The organism is Streptomyces sp. NPDC008079 (assembly GCF_042957385.1).
Classification (GTDB): Bacteria; Actinomycetota; Actinomycetes; order Streptomycetales; family Streptomycetaceae; genus Actinacidiphila.
This window is the reverse complement of the sequence record NZ_JBIBIC010000020.1, coordinates 146,179-164,236: the sequence shown is the minus strand read 5'-3', so window position 1 is coordinate 164,236 and position 18,058 is coordinate 146,179. Positions and strand designations below refer to the sequence as shown.

11 protein-coding genes are annotated in these 18,058 nt (G+C 70.0%); 4 read left to right on the top strand and 7 right to left on the bottom strand.

What is annotated here, in order from left to right; translation table 11 throughout:
- Window positions 1-363 precede the first annotated feature (363 nt).
- On the top strand, window positions 364-1,083 hold the full coding sequence (locus ACFZAM_RS31150) for a chaplin family protein (protein ID WP_391050741.1): 720 nt from the start codon (window positions 364-366) through the stop codon (window positions 1,081-1,083).
- Here the strand turns inward: ACFZAM_RS31150 and ACFZAM_RS31145 are convergent.
- Entirely contained in the window at window positions 1,053-2,051 is a 999-nt protein-coding gene (locus tag ACFZAM_RS31145; protein WP_355347663.1) for a YihY/virulence factor BrkB family protein, read from the bottom strand. The two genes, ACFZAM_RS31150 and ACFZAM_RS31145, sit on opposite strands and share 31 nt — an antisense overlap.
- 176 nt (window positions 2,052-2,227) lie before the next feature.
- Here ACFZAM_RS31145 and ACFZAM_RS31140 point away from each other — a divergent pair, with 176 nt between their 5' ends.
- Both ACFZAM_RS31140 and ACFZAM_RS31135 read left to right on the top strand, forming a co-directional pair.
- The gene (locus tag ACFZAM_RS31140) at window positions 2,228-3,313 is read left to right on the top strand and encodes an S-(hydroxymethyl)mycothiol dehydrogenase (RefSeq protein ID WP_355347666.1); all 1,086 of its coding nucleotides are present in this window, start codon (window positions 2,228-2,230) and stop codon (window positions 3,311-3,313) included.
- 85 nt (window positions 3,314-3,398) lie between these two features.
- A complete protein-coding gene (locus ACFZAM_RS31135; RefSeq protein ID WP_391050739.1) occupies window positions 3,399-5,165 on the top strand; it encodes an ATP-binding cassette domain-containing protein in 1,767 nt (588 codons plus the stop codon).
- A gap of 91 nt (window positions 5,166-5,256) precedes the next feature.
- Here ACFZAM_RS31135 and pgm read toward each other — a convergent pair whose 3' ends face one another.
- Entirely contained in the window at window positions 5,257-6,897 is a 1,641-nt protein-coding gene (pgm, locus tag ACFZAM_RS31130) for a phosphoglucomutase (alpha-D-glucose-1,6-bisphosphate-dependent) (protein ID WP_355347672.1), read from the bottom strand.
- A 222-nt stretch (window positions 6,898-7,119) separates the two neighbouring features.
- Between pgm and ACFZAM_RS31125 the strand changes: the two genes are divergently transcribed.
- The gene (locus tag ACFZAM_RS31125) at window positions 7,120-8,652 is read left to right on the top strand and encodes an MFS transporter (protein ID WP_355347675.1); all 1,533 of its coding nucleotides are present in this window, start codon (window positions 7,120-7,122) and stop codon (window positions 8,650-8,652) included.
- A gap of 91 nt (window positions 8,653-8,743) precedes the next feature.
- Here ACFZAM_RS31125 and ACFZAM_RS31120 read toward each other — a convergent pair whose 3' ends face one another.
- From ACFZAM_RS31120 to ACFZAM_RS31100, 5 genes are all read right to left on the bottom strand, one after another.
- Complete coding sequence (locus ACFZAM_RS31120; protein WP_391050737.1) at window positions 8,744-9,196, bottom strand: MarR family transcriptional regulator; 453 nt, start codon at window positions 9,194-9,196, stop codon at window positions 8,744-8,746.
- 29 nt (window positions 9,197-9,225) lie between these two features.
- Window positions 9,226-10,845 carry an MFS transporter gene (locus ACFZAM_RS31115; RefSeq protein WP_391050750.1) on the bottom strand — a complete coding sequence of 540 codons (1,620 nt, stop codon included), beginning with the start codon at window positions 10,843-10,845 and terminating at the stop codon, window positions 9,226-9,228.
- Window positions 10,846-11,047: 202 nt separating this feature from the next.
- Window positions 11,048-11,560: a DUF664 domain-containing protein gene (locus ACFZAM_RS31110; protein WP_355347681.1), complete on the bottom strand. Its 513-nt coding sequence runs from the start codon at window positions 11,558-11,560 to the stop codon at window positions 11,048-11,050.
- A 254-nt stretch (window positions 11,561-11,814) separates the two neighbouring features.
- Window positions 11,815-13,248 carry a ricin-type beta-trefoil lectin domain protein gene (locus tag ACFZAM_RS31105; RefSeq protein WP_355347684.1) on the bottom strand — a complete coding sequence of 478 codons (1,434 nt, stop codon included), beginning with the start codon at window positions 13,246-13,248 and terminating at the stop codon, window positions 11,815-11,817.
- 267 nt (window positions 13,249-13,515) lie between these two features.
- Complete coding sequence (locus ACFZAM_RS31100; protein ID WP_391050735.1) at window positions 13,516-17,799, bottom strand: discoidin domain-containing protein; 4,284 nt, start codon at window positions 17,797-17,799, stop codon at window positions 13,516-13,518.
- Between the last annotated feature and the right edge of the window lie 259 nt (window positions 17,800-18,058).

Here is an 18,058-nt window from a genome sequence, read left to right as displayed (position 1 = left end):
CTTTTTTTTTTTGTAGTCGCCCGCGCCCCCGGTGCACGGGGGGCGCCACCCACCCCCCCCCCCCCCCCGGCGGCCCCGGGGGGCGCCCACCCCCCGGGGGCCCCCCGCCGCTGTCGTGTCGGGACAATCCGTTACCACGTTCCATCGGCCGCTCATGGGTAATTCATAGGAATAGCGGAACCGATAGCCGGAATACCGGGAAAAGTGCTGGCCGCACGTCCTGTCGGCCCGTCAGGGACGAGGCCGCGACACGGTCACTCGTTGGGGTGATTTATCCGTCGGCCATGACCTGATTGGCCCTGAGCGCGTTGTCTCCGGTGCGGGCATGCGGCCCGTGAGGATTTCCGGAAGGCAGGAAAGCGTATGAACAGGGTTGCCCAGAAGGGACTCGTCACCGCCATGGTCGCCGGCGGTCTGTTGGCGGGCGCCGGGTATGCCCAGGCCGATTCGGCCGCCCAGGGTGACACCACCGGATCGCCCGGTGTCCTGTCGGGCAATTCGGTGGAAGTGCCCGTCTCCATTCCGGTGAATGTATGCGGAAATACGATCAATGTGATCGGTTTGCTGAATCCGGTGACGGGCAACGCGTGCGCCAACACCTCGGCTCCGGCCGCCACGCACTCCTCCCCCGGTGCCAGGCCGGGTCGGCACGCGGGCGCACCGGCCGATGAGCGCGCGGTCCCCGCCGGGACGAACTCGGGCTCGGGCGGCGGCGCACACGCGGCGGGCGGCACCCGTAACTCGCCCGGCCTGCTGTCGGGCAACAGCATCCGGCTGCCGATCGACGTGCCCGTCAACATCACCGGCAACAGCGTCAATGTCGTCGGGATCGGCAACCCCTCCACCGGCAACACCTCGACGAACGGCTCGACTCCGCCGGTCGTCAAGCCCACTCCGGTGCCGACCACCCCGCCCGCCCCGGCCCACACTCCGGTGCCCGCGCCGCCGAACGTCGAGGACCCCGCGGCCCCGACGCTGGCGCACACCGGTGCGGACGGCCTGCCGTACACCGCCGGTGGCAGCGCCGCCCTGCTGCTCGGCGGCGTCGTGCTCTACCGCCGTTTCCGGCCCGGCCGCGGCTGAACCGGCAGCGGTGCGACGTCCGGGGCCGCTTCCGGCGTCTTGGACGCCGCCGGGGCCTCCGGCGGCGGCGCGGCCTTGCCGTCCAGTGCCCGCTGGGCGTTGAAGTGGGCGCCGACCAGCAGGGCCAGGTTGGAGAACCACAGCCACACCAGGAAGACCACGGTGCCGGCCAGCGGGCCGTAGAGCCGGTTGTACGTGCCCGCGCGGGCGGTGTACGCGGCGAATCCGACCGAGGTCAGCAGCCACAGCAGGACGGCGAGGGCGCCGCCGGGGGCCATCGCGCGCAGGCCGCGGGTGCCGCGGGGACCTGAGCGGAAGAGCACCAGGACCAGCGCGGCGGCCAGCACCAGCAGCAAGGGCCAGCGCAACACCCGCCAGGCGGTGATCACGGGGGTGTTCATGTGCGGCAGCTCCCCTATCCGGTGGGCGACCTCGCCGCTGACCACCAGGCTGCTGGCGCTGCACACCAGCAGGACGAGCAGCGCCACCGAGGTGATCACGATGCGCGGGGCGGTGCGCCAGGCGGGGCGGTGGTCGGTCACCCGGTACATCGAGTGCAGGGCGCGCCGGAAGACGCTGGAGTAGCTGCACGCCGACCAGACGGCGCCCGCGCTGCCGATGATCACCAGGGAGAGGGTCGCGGACCGGTCGTCGGCCATGTCCTGGAGCGCGGAGGCGACGATCGGCCGGGACGCGGTCGGGAGCAGGGAGGTGACCTCGGAGGCCAGCTGGTTCTCCGAGGCACCGCCCGCCAGGCCCAGCACCGACACGGTGACCAGCAGCGCGGGGAAGAGCGCGAGCACCGCGTAGTACGTGAGGGCCGCCGCCCGCTCCGTGGCGTCCTCCTCCCATGCCGCCCCTATGGCGCGGCCGAGGGCCCGGATGGCGCGGAAGGTCGCGACGGTCTTCGGCAGCCGTCTTCTGTCAGCCGGCCGCGTGCCGCGGACCGCGCTGTCCTCAGTGGTCAAAAGTGCCCCTCACAGCGTCGAGCGGTAGGCGACCCGTGGCCCGCAGTGACGTATGCCCGGTGCCGGTCCACCCATGTGCGCCTTTCCGGGTACTGCCCGCCGCGGGGTCGCGGCACCTATCGTCGGCAGCGAACAGTGGCCGAACGCTGGGCACACGACGAAGGGAAGGACCGGACATGGCACAGGAAGTCCGCGCAGTGATCGCACCGGGCAAGGGCGAGCCGGTACGGGTGGACACGGTGGTGGTGCCGGATCCGGGGCCGGGCGAGGCGGTGGTGCGGATCCAGGCGTGCGGGGTCTGCCACACCGACCTGCACTACCGGGAGGGCGCGATCAACGACGACTTCCCGTTCCTGCTCGGGCACGAGGCCGCCGGCGTGGTCGAGACCGTCGGCGACGGCGTCACCGAGGTCGCGCCGGGCGACTTCGTGATCCTCAACTGGCGGGCCGTGTGCGGCCGGTGCCGCGCGTGTCTGCGCGGGCGCCCCTGGTACTGCTTCGACACCCACAACGCGAAGCAGAAGATGACGCTCAAGGACGGCACGGAGCTGTCGCCCGCGCTGGGCATCGGCGCCTTCGCGGAGAAGACGCTGGTCGCGGCCGGGCAGTGCACGAAGGTCGACCCGGCGGTGTCGGCGTCGGTGGCCGGGCTGCTCGGCTGCGGGGTGATGGCCGGGATCGGCGCGGCGCTCAACACCGGGAACGTGGGCCGCGGCGACTCGGTCGCGGTCATCGGCTGCGGCGGCGTCGGCGACGCGGCCGTGGTGGGATCGCGGCTGGCCGGTGCGGCCAGGATCATCGCCGTCGACATCGACGACCGCAAGCTCGCCACGGCGTCCGCGATGGGCGCCACGCACACCGTCAACTCCCGCGACCGTGACGCCGTGGAGGCGATCCGCGAGCTGACCGGCGGGAACGGCGCCGACGTCGTGATCGACGCGGTCGGCCGCCCGGAGACGTACAAGCAGGCGTTCTACGCGCGCGATCTGGCCGGGACGGTGGTCCTGGTGGGGGTGCCGAGTCCGGAGATGACGCTGGAGCTGCCGCTGTTGGACGTGTTCGGCCGCGGCGGCGCGCTGAAGTCGTCGTGGTACGGCGACTGCCTGCCGTCGCGGGACTTCCCGATGCTGATCGACCTGCATCTCCAGGGGCGCCTGGACCTGGGCGCGTTCGTCACGGAGACCATCGCGCTGGACGAGGTGGAGGCGGCGTTCGCGCGGATGTCCGAGGGCGACGTATTGCGTTCGGTCGTGGTGCTGTAGCGGCTCTAAGGTGAAGGCGGGCGCATGCGCGATGAGGCGCATGCGCGCACCTGTACTGCGAAGACGTCATTTCGAGGAGCCTTCAATGGCGCTGCCGCAAGGCACGCTCAGCCACCGCTACCGCGGCGAACACCCCGTCCGTACCCTCCTCTACCTCTTCGAACCCGACCGTCGCCGGGTCGGGTTCGCCGTACTCGCCTTTTTCGCCAAGCACACCCCCGTCTGGCTGCTGCCGCTCATCACGGCCAACGTGGTCGACGTCGTCGTGCAGCACCGGCCGATATCGGTGCTGTGGTGGAACTCGGCCGTCCTGCTGGTGATCCTCAGCCTCAACCTCCCGCTGCACCTGGCGTACGTGCGCTGCATGCAGGGCTCGATCCGCAGGACCGGCACCCGGCTGCGCACCGCGATCTGCCAGCGGATGCAGCAGCTCTCCATCGGCTACCACTCCCGTGTCAGCGCCGGCGTGCTCCAGGCCAAGGTGATCAGGGACGTCGAGACCATCGAGACGGCGGCGCAGCAGACCGCCGACAACGGTCTGGCCGCGATCGCCACCCTGAGCGGCGGCCTGGTGGTGATCGGCATCCAGGCGCCCGCCTTCCTGCCGGTCTATCTGATCGTGGTGCCCGCCTCCGCGATGCTGGTGGTGCGGCTGCGCCGCCGGTTGCGGCACGACAACGAGTCCTTCCGCCAGCAGGTGGAGCAACTGTCCTCGCGGGTCAGCGAGATGACGACCCTGATCCCCATCACCCGTGCGCACGGCCTGGAGAACACCGCGCTGCACCGGGTGGACCGCACGCTGGGCGAGGTGCTGCACGCGGGGCTGCGGCTCGACCGGCTCAACGGGTGGTTCGGCTCGCTGGCCTGGATCCTGCTCAACGCGATCGGTGTGGCCTGCCTGGCGGGCTCGGCGCTGGTCGCCTACTACGGCTGGCTGAACGTTTCGGCGGGCACCGTGGTGATGCTCAGCGCGTACTTCTCCAGCCTCACCGGGTCGGTGACCACGCTGCTGACGCTGACCCCGCAGATCGGCAAGGGCCTGGAGTCGGTCCGCTCGATCGGCGAGGTGCTCCAGGCGCCCGACCTGGAGCAGAACGACGGCAAGGCCGAAGTGAAGGGCGTGGTGGGGCACTTCGAGTTCCGCGGGGTCGGCCACACCTATCCCGAGAGCGACCGGCCCTCGCTGGTCGACTTCGATCTGGACGTGCGGCCGGGCGAGACGGTCGCCCTGGTGGGCGGTTCCGGCGCGGGCAAGTCGACCGTGCTCAATCTGGTGATCGGCTTCCTGCGGCCGACGCATGGGCGGATTCTGCTCGACGGCGTCGACATGGAGGATCTGGACCTGCGCGACTACCGGACCTGGCTGTCGGTGGTGCCGCAGGACTCGATCCTGTTCGAGGGCACCGTCCGCGACAACGTCACCTACGGCATGACCGATGTGCCGGAGGAGAGGGTCAGGGCGGCGCTGCGGGACGCCAACGCGCTGGAGTTCATCGACCGGATGACCCACGGTCTCGACACCGTCGTCGGTGAGCGGGGCGCCCGGCTCTCCGGCGGGCAGAAGCAGCGGCTGGCCATCGCCCGCGCGCTGATCCGCGACCCGCGCGTGCTGGTCCTGGACGAGGCGACGTCCGCGCTCGACTCCCGCTCGGAGGCGCTGGTCCAGCAGGCGCTGACCCGGCTGGTGCGCGGCCGTACGGTCTTCGTGGTGGCCCACCGGCTGTCCACGATCCGCAACGCCGACCGTATCGTCGTCCTGGACGAGGGCCGTATCGCGGAAGTCGGACCGCACGCCGAGCTGGTGCGCGGCGGCGGCGCGTACGCGGGTCTCCAGGCCGCCCAACTGGCCTGAGCCGCCCGCGCGTCGAAGGGCCTGTCGTCCCTCACCCGACGGAGCGGAGCACGCGCTCCGGGGTCGCTCCGTCGGGTGGAGGGCGCGGCCGTCAGCCGTTCAGGGCACGGGCGACGATGGCCTGTGCCTCCTCCTGGACGGTGGCGAGGTGGTCGTCGCCGAGGAAGGACTCGGCGTAGACCTTGTAGACGTCCTCCGTCCCCGAGGGCCGCGCGGCGAACCAGGCGTTGTCGGTGCTGACCTTGATGCCGCCCAGGGCCGCGTTGTTGCCGGGGGCGTGGGTGAGCACGGAGGTGACGGGGTCTCCGGCGAGTTCGGCGGCGGGCACCTGCTTGGGCGAGAGCTCGGCGAGTACGGCCTTCTCCTCGCGGGTCGCGGGCGCGTCGATCCGCGCGTAGGAGGGGGCGCCGAAGCGCTCCGTGAGGTCCGCGTAATGCTCGGACGGGGTGCGGCCGGTGACGGCGGTGATCTCGGCGGCCAGCAGTGCCAGCAGGATGCCGTCCTTGTCGGTGGTCCACACCGAGCCGTCGCGCCGCAGGAAGGACGCGCCCGCCGACTCCTCGCCGCCGAAGGCCAGGGTGCCGCCGAGCAGCCCGTCCACGAACCACTTGAAGCCGACCGGGACTTCGGTCAGCGGACGGCCGAGGTCGGCCACCACCTTGTCGATCATCGAGGACGACACCAGCGTCTTGCCGATCGCCAGGTCGGGCCGCCACTGCTCGCGGTGCCGCGACAGATAGGAGATGGCGACGGCCAGGTAGTGGTTGGGGTTCATCAGGCCGCCGTCGGGCGTGACGATGCCGTGCCGGTCGGCGTCCGCGTCGTTGCCGGTGGCGATGCGGTACTCGTCCTTGCGGGCGATCAGCGACGCCATCGCGTACGGCGACGAGCAGTCCATCCGGATCTTGCCGTCCCAGTCGAGCGTCATGAAGCGCCAGGTGGGGTCGGCGACCGGGTTCACCACGGTCAGGTCGAGGCCGTGCCATTCGGCGATCCGGCCCCAGTACTGGACCGACGCGCCGCCCAGCGGGTCCGCGCCGATCGTGACGCCCTCGCGCCGTACGGTCTCCAGGTCGAGCACCGACGGCAGGTCGTCCACGTAGCGGCCGAGGAAGTCGTAGCGCCCGGTGGTGTCGGCGGCGAGCGCCCGGGTGTACGGGACGCGGCGCACGCCCTTGAGGCCGTCGGCGATCAGCTCGTTGGCCCGGTCCTGGATCCAGCCGGTGGCGTCGGAGGCGGCGGGGCCGCCGCTCGGCGGGTTGTACTTGAAGCCGCCGTCCGCGGGCGGGTTGTGCGAGGGGGTGACGACCACGCCGTCGGCGAGGTGGGTGGTACGGCCCCTGTTGTACGACAGGATCGCGTGCGAGACGGCCGGGGTGGGCGTCCAGCCGTCGCTCTCGTCGATCAGCACCGAGACCTCGTTGGCGGCGAAGACCTCGAGCGCGGTGACCCGCGCGGGCTCGGACAGCGCGTGCGTGTCGGCGCCGAGGAAGAGCGGTCCCGTGGTGCCCTGCGCGGTGCGGTAGTCGCAGATCGCCTGGCTGGTGGCGGCGATGTGGTCCTCGTTGAACGCGGTGTTCAGCGACGAGCCGCGGTGCCCCGAGGTGCCGAACGCCACCCGCTGGCCGGTCTCGCCGGGGTCCGGGTGCAGCGCGTAGTAGGCCGTGATCAGGCGGGGTACGTCCACCAGGTCGTCCGGCCGTGCCGGTGTTCCGGCGCGCTCGTGCGGCATCCGCGTCTCCTTCGCTGCGTCATCGGTCGGGCCTGCCCTGACCATTCTTACCCCCGATGCGCGCCGGTGATCAGCGGGCGCGGTCGCGGTCGCGTGGCGGGCACGGTCGGGGATGCGCGGCGGGCGCGGTCGCGGGTGCGCGGCGGGCGCGGTTTTCACGGTTGCCGCGGCGCGGGGCCGCGACACTCACGCCTCGGCTCCCGGCGCTCTATGGTGACGGTCATGAGTAATCCGGAGCCGCCCGCCGAGGGTGTGCGGCTCTCCTCGGCGACCGGGCGCTGGGTGCTGGCCTGCTCGGTGCTCGGCTCGGGCATGGCGATGCTGGACGGCACCATCGTCAACATCGCGCTCCCCCGGATCGGGGAGGGCCTCGGCGCGACCCTGGCGGCGCTCCAGTGGACCGTCAACGGCTATCTGCTGACGCTCGCCGGGCTGATCCTGCTCGGCGGCGGCCTCGGTGACCGGTACGGGCGCAGGAAGGTCTTCGTCATCGGCGTCGTCTGGTTCGCGCTGGCGTCCGCGCTGTGCGGCGCGGCGCCCGACAGCGGCGTGCTGATCGCGGCGCGGGCGCTCCAGGGCGTGGGCGGGGCGCTGCTGACGCCCGGTTCGCTCGCCCTGGTGCAGTCCACGTACCGCCCGCAGGACCGCGCGAAGGCGGTCGGCGCCTGGTCGGGCCTCGGTGGCGTGGCGGGCGCGATCGGCCCGTTCCTCGGCGGCTATCTGGTGGACGGTCCCGGCTGGCGGTGGATCTTCCTGATCAATCTGCCGCTGGCGGCGGTCGTGGTGGCCATCGCCGTCCGGCACGTGCCGGAGAGCCGCGACCGTACGGCGAGCGGGAGCTTCGACATCCTGGGCGCGGTACTGGCCGCGCTCTGCCTCGCGGGCGTCACCTACGCGCTGATCAGCGCGTCCGGTCACCCCTCCCCCGTCGCGGTCGCCGTGCCCGCGGCGGCGGGTCTGGCGTGCGGCTGGGCCTTCCTGCGCACCGAGCGGCGCCGCCCGTCCCCGATGCTGCCGCTGTCGGTCTTCGCCTCGAAGCTGTTCACCTCGATGAATCTGGTGACGCTCTGTCTGTACGCGGCCATCGGCGGGGTGTTCTTCGTGCTGCCGGTGCAGCTCCAGATCGCCGCCGGGTACAGCGCGCTGCGCGCCGGTCTCGCGACGCTGCCGGTGACCGTCCTGATGCTGCTGCTGTCCGCGCCCGCGGGCGCGCTCGCCCAGCGGATCGGGCCGCGCTGGCCGCTGACGGTCGGTCCGCTGGTCACCGCGTGCGGCCTGCTGCTGCTCACCCGCGTGTCGCCGGACACCTCCTCGTACGTCGTCGACGTGCTGCCCGCCGTCGTCGTCCAGGGGCTCGGCATGTGCCTGTTCGTGGCGCCGCTGACCGCGACCGTGCTGGCCTCGGTGGAGGTCGATCACGCGGGGGTGGCCAGCGGGGTGAACAACGCGGCGGCCCGCGTGGCGCAACTGCTGATCGTCGCGGCCCTCCCCCTGGCCGTCGGCCTGTCCGACCACGCCTACCGGTCGCCGCACGCGGTGAACTCGGCGTTCGGGAAGGCGATGCTGATCTGTGCGGGCCTGTGCGCCGTCGCCGCGGTGCTGGCCGCGGTGCTGGTGCCGTCGGGTGCGCTGCGCGAGGACGGGGCGAAGGGGCCGCTCGCGCAGCCGGAGTGCGCGCCGCACTGCGGTGTGCTGGCGCCCCCGGTCGAGCCGGGCCGGCCCGAGCGGCCCGGACAGCCGGAACAGCCCGCCTGAGAGGCGGGGGCAGCCGCGGGGGCAGTTCGTAAGGGCCGGACCGCCGGGGCCGGACCGTGAGGTCCAGACCGCCGGGGTCAGTCCGCCCGGGTCAGTCCGTCGGGGTCCGTTCGGTGAGGAGCAGTTCCAGGACGGGGAGCGCCGCGTCCAGCATCGCGCGCTGCTCGTCGGTGAGCCACGCCATCCTCCGGGCGAGCAGTGCCGCCCGCTCGCGGCGGATGCGCTCCAGCAGGGCGCGTCCTTCCGGGGTGATGCTGACGAGCCAGGAGCGGCCGTCGGAGGGGTCGGCCTCCTTGCCGATCAGCCCGGCCTCCGACAGCGGCCTGACCGTACGGGTCAGGGAGGGGGCGGCGACCTGTTCGCGGGCGGCGAGTTCACCGAGCCGGATGGGGCCGAACTGCCCGATCCTGGCCAGCGCGGAGAGCTGCGCGTACGTCAGGTTGAGGTCGTCGGCGGACGCCTGGGCGAGCTGGCGGTAGAGCCGGGCCACGATCAGCGCGACCGCGGCCGGAGTGGCGCCCCCGCGCCCGTCGGGGTGGTCCATGGCGGGGGGCGCCTCCTCGGTCGGTTCGGTTACTCCTGCGGGGCGTGGGCCGCGCGGACGGCGCGGCTGCGGATCAGTGACGCGCCCGCCGCGACCAAGGACATCACGATGGCCAGGGCGAACACCACCACGAGGCCGTCGTGGAACGGCCCGGAAATCAGGTGCGGGAAGAATTCACGGCCGGTGAGCGTGTGCTGGTTGGCCGCCGGGAGCTTGCCGAGCAGGTCGGGGCCGAGCAGGTGCTGGATCGGGTTGTAGCCGAGGAAGGCCGCGAAGAGCGTGCCGACCGGCGGCAGATTGGCGATCTCGTGCGCGTTCGCCCCCGGCACGCCCTGGGCGACCAGGCCGCTGCTGAGGGTGCCGGGCAGCGAGCGGGCGAGTCCGGCGACCATGAGCGAGAAGAACACGCCGATGGAGAGCACCATGCCCGCGTTCTGGAAGGTGGCGCGCATGCCGGAGGCGGCGCCGCGGGCCTCGGCGGGCACGCTCGCCATGATGATCGAGGTGTTCGGCGCCGCGAACAGACCGCCGCCGACCCCGTTGAGGAAGATCAGGAACGCGAAGGCCAGATAGTTGAAGTCGGTGGGGAGCAGCAGCAGTCCCGCGAAGGACGCGGCCATCACGACGAATCCGGCGGCGGCGAAGAGCCTGGCGCCGTACCGGTCGGAGAAGTAGCCCGCGATGGGCCCGGAGACCAGGAAGCCGACGGTGAGCGGCAGCAGGAAGATACCGGCCCACAGCGGGGTGTCGACGTAGTCGTAGCCGTGCAGGGGCAGCCAGATGCCCTGGAGCCAGATGATCAGCATGAACTGGAGGCCGCCGCGGGCGATGGAGCCGAGCAGGGTGGCCGCGTTGCCGCCCGCGAAGGCCACGTTGCGGAACAGGCCGAGCGGGAACATCGGCTCGCGCACCTTGGCCTCGACGAGGCAGAAGACTGCGAGCATCGCGACGCCGCCGATCAGGCCCGCGAGCACCCAGGGGTTGGTCCAGCCCATGGTGTGGCCGCCGTAGGGCTGGATGCCGTAGGTGATGCCCGCGAGCAGCGCGGTCAGGCCGACGGCGAAGGTGACGTTGCCCCACCAGTCGACTCTGGCCTTGCGGCGGATGCCGGTCTCGTGGAGCGAGCGGTAGGCCCAGACGGTGCCGATCAGGCCGATCGGGACGTTGACCCAGAAGATCGAGCGCCAGTCCCACTCGGAGAGCAGGCCGCCGAGGACCAGGCCGATGAAGGATCCGGCGATGCCCGCGACCATGTTCACGCCGAGCGCCATGCCGCGCTGGCGGGCCGGGAAGGCGTCGGTGATGATCGCGGCCGAGTTGGCCATCAGCATCGAGCCGCCGACGGCCTGGGCGACGCGCCAGCCGATCAGCCAGAGCGCGCCGCCGCCGCCCTGCATCGGGTCCAGGGAGAGGATCACCGAGGTGACGGTGAAGATCAGGAAGCCGGAGTTGTAGATCTTGACCCGGCCGAGGATGTCCCCGAGCCGGCCGAGGGTGACCACGAGGACCGCCGTGACCAGCATGTATCCCATCAGCATCCAGAGCAGATAGCTGACGTTGCCGGGCTGGAGGGGGTCGAGGTGGATACCGGTGAAGATCGCGGGGAGCGAGATCAGCACGATCGAGGAGTTGATCGTGGCGATCAGCATGCCGAGCGTGGTGTTCGACAGTGCCACCCACTTGTAGCGCGGATGGTCGGCCGCTATGCGCGGTGGCCTCCGTTGTATTCGTGCCGCTGGCTCTTCGGCCGTCTTCTCGCTCGCCAACCCTCACACCCCACAGGTCGCGCAGGTACTTAACTTAGGTTAAGTAACTCTAACACCGAAGGGTGAACGGCCGACGCCGACGCCGTCACCGCCTGCGCATCAGCAGCCCCCGCAGATACGCCGCCTGCCCGGCGTGCTGGAGGTCGTCGGAGACGACGCTGATCAGGCGTACACCCAGGGTCACCGGCGGATTCCAGCGCTTGTCCACGACGCGGTCGAGGTCGTCGTCGGTCAGCTCCCGCACATGGCGGACGGTGTTCTCGTATACGGCGTCGTGGTAGCCGGTGAGCAGGTCGGCGGAGCTCACCCGGACGGCGGCGACGTCGTCCGGACCGTCGCCGTAGCCGATCGCCCCGGCGGGGAAGGGCAGGTCGAAGCGGGCGTCCCAGCCCTGCGCGGTCCAGGCCTGCTCGGTGCCCGCGACCTCGGCGACATGGTCGTCCTGGACGCGGGTCAGGTGCCAGATCAGCCAGCCGACGCTGTTGGCGCCCTCGTCCACGCGGAAGGCCAGCTCTTCGGGGGTGAGGCCGTCCACGGCGTCGTGGACCACTTCCTGGATCCGGCCGAAGGCGTCGGCCAGCAGTTCCGTGCTGTTCATCGGGGCTCCTCGTGAAGGATCGACAGCGGGCCACCGATGACAAGCGGCGGCGCCCCCTACTCCTTCCCGCCCCGCGCACATACTCCGCAATATCTCCGTACCGCAGATTTTTTACGTATCCACGTCGATTGTTTGCGAGGAGCCCCGTAAGATCACTGCCGTACAGCGCACCGGTCCCGGGCGGGTGACATCGTCCCCGCCCGGGACCGGTCGATTCGACTGTCCGCTCAGCTAGCGCTCAGCGGACGCGCGGGTCACGAAGGCAGCGTCCACTGCTGGTTCGCGCCGCCCGCGCAGGTCCAGATCTGGAGCCGGGTGCCGTTGGCGGAGCTGGGCCCGGTCGCGTCCAGGCACTTGCCCGAGCCGGTGTTGACCAGGGTGCTGCCGCTGCGGGTCCACTTCTGGGCGGCCGTGCCGTTGCAGTCGTAGAGCTGCACCTGGCTGCCATTGGCGGTGCCCGCCGCGGCCACGTCCATGCACTTGCCGAGAGCCTGGAGCGAGTTGTCGCTGCCGACCGTCCAGTTCTGCGCGGTGGTGCCGTTGCAGTCGTAGAGCTGGACCGCCGCGCCGTTGGCGCTGCTCGCGGAGGCCACGTCCACGCACTTGTTGGCGTAACCGGACCGGATCGGCCCGGTGGCGCCGCCGGTGGGCGGCGGAGTGGTGCCGCCGCCGGTGATGGCGTTGAAGATGCTGGAGAACTGGTACTGCGACTGGGGTGTGCCGCTGCACGAGTCCGACAACTGGCCGTTGGTGGCGCATGCCTTGTCACGGCCGAGCGACCAGAAGGACAGCTCCTGGATGCCGTTGTTCTTCGCGAAGGTCTCCAGCGACTGCGCGTTGGCGGTCGAGAAGACCTCGTTGGTCGAGTCGTTCACCCCGATCATGGGGGTGTTGCCCTCCATCGCCCAGAGCTGCGCGGAGGTCTTGGTGTTCCAGATGGCGCCGAGCTGGCTGTGCAGCGCGGTGGCCGCGCTGATGGCCGCCTGGCCCATGTCCATCGACGGCCCGTAGTCCATCGTCATGATGTTGACGAGGTTGACGTTGAGGCCGTTGCTCTTGGCGTTGTTCAGCAGGCTGAGCGAGTTGGACTCCAGGCCCGTGGGGTTGACCGGGAGCGTGTAGTCGATGTCGAGCTTCTTGCCGGCCGCCGCGTACTCCTGCTGGAGCTGCGCGAGGGCCTGGTTGCGCCGGTCGTTGGCGGTGGTGTTGTTGAGCGCGCCGCCCTCGATGTCGAAGTCGAGGCGGGTCAGGTTGAGTCCGTCGATCACGCGCTTGTACTGGGTCTTGAGCGCGGCGACCGACGTACAGGAGATGCCGATCTCGGTGCCGCCCGCGCCGCCGAAGGAGGCGATGACATCGCCGCCGCCGGACCGCAGGGTGTTGATGGCCGACGTCCAGCTCGCGTCGGTGACCGAGGTACTGCCGTTGAAGGTGGCGTTGCAGCCGCCGCCGTCGATGACGAACGCGAGGGTGAAGTACTTCAGCCCGGTGGCGTTCTTCACCGCCGCCAGCGCCGACGGGGAGTTCCAGACCTCGGCGTAGGGCGCCGCGTACTGCGCGGGGAAGCCGGGGCCCGGATTGGCCGCGGCCTGCGCCGGAGCGCCCGCGGCCAGCAGCAGTCCCGCCGCGAGTGCGGGGACGGCGGCGAGTGCGGTCAGCGCCTTGAGCCGAATGCGCGGTCTGTTCATGGGGGGAGACCTTCCGGTAGCGGACAGCCGGACCCGCGCACCCGGATCGGTTCTGATCCGTGAACGGCGGACTCCGACATGACTGAGGGCGCATCGGCGAAGGTAGGACTAGACCAATGCCACGTCAAGCCCTCACGTTCACCAACTGAAGACAACCGCACGCCTTTTGCTCTCCAACCCCGCCCGTGAACGCATGCGGGAGGTGCCCGCGTTCGAGAGCCGAACGCGGACACCTCCCAGCTGACGGCCGCTCCTCAGCGGCTGCCCTTAGTTGTTGACCTTGATGGTGAAGGTCGAGGTGGTGTTCTTGATGTCCTGGAAGTTGTCGCTCAGGTGCAGACCGTTGAAGGTGACGGAACCAACGGCCGGTCCCTGACCGGCCTCCGGCAGCTCATTGGCCCACAGACCGAATCCCGACTTCGCGTCGTACGCGTCACCGCTCTTGTGGGCACCGGTGATCGAGATGTTGGTCAAGATGGTGTCCGTGATCGGGAACTGCGGCTGACCGCCCACGTAGTTGGTCTGGAACATGATGCCGCTGTACGTCGGATCGGTGATGTCCACATCGCTGATGCGGATTCCCTGGAACACCTTCGAGGCCGAGAACAGCCAGATGGCGGGGAAGGTCTGGCCGTTCCAGAAGTGACCGCCCGTTCTGGCGAGCGACACGTTCTGGATGTTGGTCGGCACGGTTCCGAAGCCGTTCATCGCGTAACCGAAGTCCAGCGAACTGACGGTGATTCCGGAGTAGACCAGGGTGTCCGCGATGTAGATGTTCCGGAAGGTGTTGTTGTACCCGCCGTACACCGCGACGCCCGCCGCGCGCCAGGTCAGCAGCGACGTCAGGTTCTCGAACACGTTGTTCTTCTCGTCCGCGCCGCCGGCGTCGATGGCGGAGAACAGCGCGAAGCTGTCGTCACCGGTCGCCCGCGACTCGTTGTTGAAGACGTGGTTGTCCGTGGAGCCGTTCGTCATGTTGACGCCGTCGGCGAACGTGTCACGGATACGGGAGTTGCTGATCACCATGTTGTCGGTGTTGGCACCCCAGTACATGCAGACCGTGTGCTCGACCCAGATGTTGTCGATGGTCATGTTGGCCACGTTGGAGAGGTCGAAGACCTTTCCGGGACCGTCGATGCGCGAGGTGTAGTTGCCGAAGAACGCGAATCCGGAGAACGTCGTCCCGTTGGCGGTGGCGTCCGCGCGGAATCCGGCGTCGGTGTTCGACTGGTCGGCCGGAGTGCGGAAGCGGGTGAACCACGGACCGGCGCCGATCACCTTGATCGACCGGCCGTAGACCTGGAACTTCTGGGCGGTCGAGTAGTCACCGGTCGGCAGGTAGACGCCGAGCTTGGTGGTGTCCTGTCGCGCCGCGTCCAGGGCGTTCTGCACGTCCTGCTGGGTGAAGCCGGCCGGCACGACGTACTTCGTCGGGTCCGGGTTCGGGATCACCGTGGCCTGCTCGGTGTTGATGAAGTCGATCGCGTACGTGCTGGTGTTCGCGGCGTCCTTCTGGAGCTTGATCGTGCTGCCCGCCGGGACGGTCGTCCCGAGCAGCAGGTTGGCCTCGTCGTAGATGTGACGGGGGCCGCCCGCACCCGGGCTGTTGCCGGGGCCGGTCTCGTTGCCGTACAGCCAGGCGTACTTGGACGTCAGGTCGATGGCCTTGAGGAACGTGCCGTTGACGTAGACGTTCAGGTTGGAGTTGATGCCGTCGCCGCCCGCGGCGTCCGGGATGGAGTAGCGGACCACCAGCGTGTTGGTGCTGGCGCGGGTGGTGAAGGACACCGACTGCCCGGTGGAGTTGAGCGTCACCGCCTTGCGGCCGGACGCCTCGCCCGCGATGTCGCCGACGGTCCGGTTGGGACCGACGACCTGGGCGCCGCCGCCGAGCACGCCGTCCTCGGCCTCGTACGAGTCGTACGGCATGTTGGCGCCGCGACCGACGAAGAAGGACAGGGTGCTGGTGTTGTTGGCCTGCTTGGTCGCCACCTCGTTGGCGTCGACGGCGATCACCGTCTTCACGGTGTACTTGCCGTTGACCGCGGTCCAGCTACCCAGGTTGATCGGGCTGGTGGTCGCTCCGGCCGCGATGGCGCCGCTGTAGGAGCCGGTCAGCGTCTTGATGACACTGCCGGTGGTGGCGTCGGCCAGGGTGAGCGTGACGTTGTGCGCGCCGCTCGCCGAGGCCACGGTGCCCTGGTTCTTGATGGCCACCGAGAAGTTGACGTTGTTGCCCGCCGACGGGTTGCCCGGCGACCAGGCGACCGGCGAGGCCACCAGGTCGGAGGTGTCGACCGGCTTGACCACCAGGGCGGTGGGGTTGGTGTAGCTGTTGTTGGTCTCGTTCTGCTCGACGACCTTGTTGGACTCGTCGACCTTGGCGGTGAGCTGGTAGCTGCCCGCGTCCTTCGCGCCGATGTTGGCGGTCACGACGCTGCTCGCGCCCGCGGCCAGCGCGCCGACGGTGCCGGTGCCGACCTTGGTGGTGCCGAGGTAGAAGTTGACGTCGGTGGAGGCCGCCGCGTCGGTGCCGATGTTCTTCACCGTCGCGCTGAGCGTGATCGGGTCGGTCTCGATCGGCGAGGCGGGCGAGGCCGTCAGGGAGCTGACGGTCAGATCGGGGTTGGGCCCCGGTACGCCGATGACCTGGAACTCGGCCGCCTGGCCGCCGCCCGCACCGGTGTTGGAGCTGAAGGTGAGGCGCACGTCAGCGACCCGGCCGGAGACCGGGATCGTCACCGAGTTGCCGGTGGACGGGCTGAAGTTGTACGCGGTCGCGGGCGAGAGCTGGGTGAACGTGCTCGCGCTCTGCTCCCGGCCGGAGACCGCGATGGTCTGGGTCCGGTTGCCCCACGAGGCGTCGGGGTTGAGCTTGACCACCACGGAGCTGGTGTCCACGTTGGAGCCCAGCGAGACGGTCAGGGTGCTGGTGCCGCTGCCTTCCCAGTACGTCGACAGGCTGTCGTCGTTGGCGTTGGCGGCGACGAAGTTCTGCACGGTGGCGGACGCGACGATCGGCTTGCCGACCGCCAGGTTCGTACCGCCGACGCTGGTGCCGTTGCGGGTCACCGTGTTGCTGTTCGCCGACTCGTTCCCGGCCGCGTCCTTGGCCCGTACGAAGTACGAGACGGTCGCGGTGTCGGGCTGGCTGTCGGTGTAGGTCAGCACGTTGGCCGCGGTGGTGGCGATCTGGCTGCCGTTGCGGAAGACCTCGTAGCCGGTGACACCGACGTTGTCGCTCGACGCCGTCCAGGTCAGCTTGATCTGGCCGGAGGCGGGCTGGGTGTACGCCAGGCCGCCCGGTGCGGTCGGCGCCTGCGTGTCACCCGAGGTGCCGGTGCGCGTCACGGTGTTGCTGTGCGCCGACTGGTTGCCCGCCGCGTCCTTGGCGACCACGTAGTACGCCACGGTCGCGGTGTCGGGCTGGCTGTCGGTGTACGTCAGCACGTTCCCGGCCACCGAGGTACGCAGCGCGCCGTTGGCGTACACGTCGTAGCCGGTGACGCCCGTGTCGTCGGTGGAGGCGCTCCAGGTCAGCTTGACCTGGCCGGACGCGGGCTGGGTGTACGCCAGGTTGGCGGGCGCGGTCGGCGCGGTGGTGTCACCGGTCGTCGGCCCGTACACCTCGAACTCGGATATCTGGCCCGCGGGCCAGCCGGTGTTGCCGGTGATGTTCAGCCGGACGTACCGGGTCGTCGTCGAGTTGAAGTTGATGGTCACCGTGTTGGCCGACGACGGGTTGAAGGAGTAACCCGCCGAGGCGACGATGTCGGTGAACGTGGTGCCGTTGGTGCTGCCCTGGACGGCCAGGGTCTGCGTGCGCGTCGACCAGCTCGTGGCCGGCGGCAGCTTCAGCACGACCTGGTTGACCGCCACCGCGGAACCGAGGTCGACCCGGAGCCACTGCGGGAAGGCGTTGTTGGAGCTCTCCCAGTACGAATTCGCGTCGCCGTCAACGGCGTTGCCCGAGCCGTAGACGTCCGCGTGGCTGGACTCCGCGGTCGGCTTGCCCTTGGCGAGGTTGACCGTCGAGGCCGCGGCGGCCTGCGCGGTGATCTCGGAGAGCTGGGCGGAGGACCCGGCGGAGTTCCCGGTCACCTCGGCGCGCACGTAGTGCGCCATGGAGGCCGGGAAGGAGATCTTGACGGTGTTGCCGGTCGACGGGCTGAAGGTGTACTTCGCCGAGCCGACCAGGGTGTTGAAGGTCTCGCCGTCCTCGCTCGCCTGGATCGAGAGCGTCTCCGACCTGGACTTCCACCCCGAGGGGACCTTCAGCCGCACCTGGTCGATGCGGGTGGTGCGGCCCAGGTCGATCTGCGCCCACTGCGGCAGGGACTTGCCCGAACTCTGCCAATAGGTGTTCTGGTCGCCGTCGTTGAGGTGGGCGGCGCTGTTCTTGCCGCTGGTGCTACTGACCGAGACCGCGCTGTCGGTCGCCGGACTTGGCTCTCCCGATGCCATGGCGGGAAGAGCGGACCCGCCCAGGAGCAGCAGGCTCGTCGCGGTCACCCCCGCCATCAGCCGTGGGATGGAGCGCTTCGTTCTCATAGCGTCCCTCTATGTCGTGTCCGGCGCTTCGTCGCGACCGGAGCGGTGGGAGGTTCAGGAGACGGACTATCCGAAACGTGCGGGTTGAGCATATGAAGTTGCGCTCTTCCCATGCAGATCCATCGTTGTTCTGCGAAAAATTTGCGTTTGTGTTGGCAGAGTGTTACAGACGCGCTACGGCGGCGTCTACGCCTCGGAAGGCAACGATTCATGCCATGGCAAAGCCAGTTGGCGGACCTGCCGGTTTCCGGACATGCCT